Source organism: Microvirga sp. KLBC 81 (assembly GCF_003075415.1).
In the GTDB taxonomy this organism is placed as follows: domain Bacteria; phylum Pseudomonadota; class Alphaproteobacteria; order Rhizobiales; family Beijerinckiaceae; genus Microvirga.
The window spans coordinates 1-2,471 of sequence record NZ_QDAH01000204.1 but is presented as its reverse complement, the minus strand read 5'-3'; the positions used below and the strand labels follow the sequence as shown (position 1 = coordinate 2,471).

General features: G+C 60.0%; 2 protein-coding genes and 1 pseudogene. All 3 read right to left on the bottom strand.

Features of this window, described 5'->3' with window-relative positions; all coding sequences use genetic code 11:
* Nucleotides 1-221: pseudogene (locus DC522_RS35615) on the bottom strand (hypothetical protein); the annotation flags it as partial.
* Nucleotides 222-230: 9 nt separating this feature from the next.
* Complete coding sequence (locus DC522_RS33135) at nt 231-1,655, bottom strand: type II and III secretion system protein family protein (RefSeq protein WP_245444752.1); 1,425 nt, start codon at nt 1,653-1,655, stop codon at nt 231-233.
* A gap of 73 nt (nt 1,656-1,728) precedes the next feature.
* On the bottom strand, nt 1,729-2,418 hold the full coding sequence (locus DC522_RS33130) for a response regulator transcription factor (RefSeq protein WP_116532645.1): 690 nt from the start codon (nt 2,416-2,418) through the stop codon (nt 1,729-1,731).
* Between the last annotated feature and the right edge of the window lie 53 nt (nt 2,419-2,471).

Below are 2,471 nucleotides of genomic sequence, written 5' to 3'. Positions count from 1 at the left end.
TCGAGATGGACCGCATCCGGCCGACCGCGGCTAGCACTTGCAATGAAGTCATGCAGACGCTGCCGTTCGCCACCGCGCAGGCTGCCTAGCTGTAGAACATAGATCTCTCGCTGGACCAGAATCGCGGGCGCAGTCGGCTCGACATCGAGCGACGCAGGGCTTGTGCAGCCGCCGACGCTCGTTGTCAAAGCAACCAGGAGGCACGCGCTTCGCAAGCTCATTGGCGATCCTCATTCAACGATAAAGCCGCCACCGCCCGGCGCGCCTGGTGCGCTGGTGCGGGCCGCACCCCGGCCGCGCGGCCGACTTGCCAACGTGTTCGTCAGAACGCGTCCCATGTCCGAGGGCGGCCCGATGCGATCGGTGGGCGCGCTCATCCGGCCCGGGTTCGATCCCGGCCGTACGATGTAAGGCGTGACAATAATAACCAACTCTGTCTCCTCCTTTTGAAACGACGACGAGCGGAACAGCGCGCCAAGGATCGGCACATCGCCGAGCCAAGGAAACGTACGAATGCTGGTGCTGAAGTTACGCCTAATCAGCCCGCCGATCGCAAAGCTCTGACCGCTGCCGAGCTCGACCACGGTGCTGGCCCGCCGTGTGGACATCACCGGCACGGAAATCCCGGTAATCTGGACAGCACCTTGTCCGGCGAGTTCGCTGACTTCTGGCTTGACCCGGATGTTGATCTGATTGTTGTCGAGAACGGTTGGCACGAACTCCAGGCTGACGCCGAAGTGGCGGAATTCGACCGAGACTTGCTGATTGGCCTGCAGGACCGGAACCGGAAATTCGCCCCCGGCGAGAAAACTGGCGGCTTCACCGGACATCGCGGTGAGATTTGGCTCCGTCAGGATGGCAGCAAGGTGCTCCTTGGCGAGGGCATCGAGAACCGCGCCGACGTTGATATTGCCCGCGTTGAATCCAGCTCCTATTGTACCGCCACCACTGCTCGCGCCGATACCAGCATCTCTGCCGCCGCGCAGCAGGCCGACACTGAACGTGCCGATTTGACCGAAAGCGGAGAGGTTGATGCCGAGCTCCTTCATGGCGCTGCGCGAGACCTCCGCCACGCGCACGCTCAAATTGACCTGCAACGACCCGGCCACCTGGATCCTATTGAGGACCACCGCACCGGCGCCGAGAAATTGCTCAGTAACGCTCATCGCGGTGTCCACGACCTCGGCATTGGGCGCTGTCCCGCTGAGGATTGCGCCGCGCGGCGTGTAGCTGACTTGGATCGGATAGTCGCCGACCCGGGCCCTCAACATGGCGCGCAGATCCTCGATCGGTTGGGTGACGACGACAGACAACTCGGCGAGTGCCTCTCCGTTCCCGTTCAGGGCGAACAGGCTCGTCCGCCCGGATTTCTTGCCAAACACGAAGATGTCTTTGTTCGAGGGCGCCTGATAATCCGCGATCGTCGGGTCGGCAACAAAAATGCTTGCGGCCGGCGCGGGCAAATGAATTGTCTTGCCCAGCGAAGAGGACAGGTTCAGCGTCCCGCTGATGCTGTCAGGAGCGGAACGCGGTGGCGTCCCTCTGTCATCCTGCTTCATCTGGGCTGCGGCAGCCAGTGGAAACAGCAGAATGCCCGCACAGAGGAGCTGGGAAAGACAAGGAAGCACGGTAGACCTCAGAACATTGACAATGATTGATCGTCGCTCACCGTCAGAATGGCGATTGAAACCGGCCTTCAAGGCAGTCTTTGCTTTCAAGTTCGACAAACTACGCTTCCGGTGCCGCGTCATTCAGTTCAAGAATGTATCCGATGCCGTGCGCGGTCTTGATCCGCAGCGTCGCACCGGACCGGCACAAGTGACCGCGTAAGCGATAGATTCCGACTTCAAGCGCATTTTTCGAGACCTCGTTGTCGAACGCATAGAGACTATCCACCAGCAAAGTACGCGGCACGGTGCGGCCTGCGCGATTGAGCAGATGCTCAAGAATGCACAGTTCGCGGCGCGCAATCTTGAGTGGCCGGCCATCAACGAAAACTTGTCGGCCGATCGGATCGAACGTGAGATTGCCGAATGTAACGATGGGATCAGTCACCTGCGTTGAGCGCCGCAGAATGGCACGCATCCTGGCGATGAGCTCATCGGTTGAGACGGGCTTCGGCAGAAAGTCGTCCGCACCACCATTGAAAATTGCGATGCGCGTATCGAGATTGTTGAGGCCGCTCATCATAATGGCAGGCATCGAATGCCCCTCGCGCCTCAACTGCTTCAGCCAGACCAAGCCATCTCCATCCGGCAGGGCCAACTCGAGCAGGAGAATGTCATAGCTCGCGCAACAAAGAGCGATCGAAGCCTCGTCGAGCGTATGAGACACATCAACGGCGAAACCGCTATCCACAAGCGCTCCTTGCACTGCGCGCGTAAACTCCGCATGATGATCAACGAGCAGTGTTCGCATGTCATCTCCTATCATGGCACGCCCAGACCATTGGGCACATCACTGCCAACTAT

Bases quoted from the DNA above. Each gene is read 5' to 3' on its own strand.
- DC522_RS33130 (WP_116532645.1), bottom strand. From the start codon at position 2,418: ATGCGAACACTGCTCGTTGATCATCATGCGGAGTTTACGCGCGCAGTG.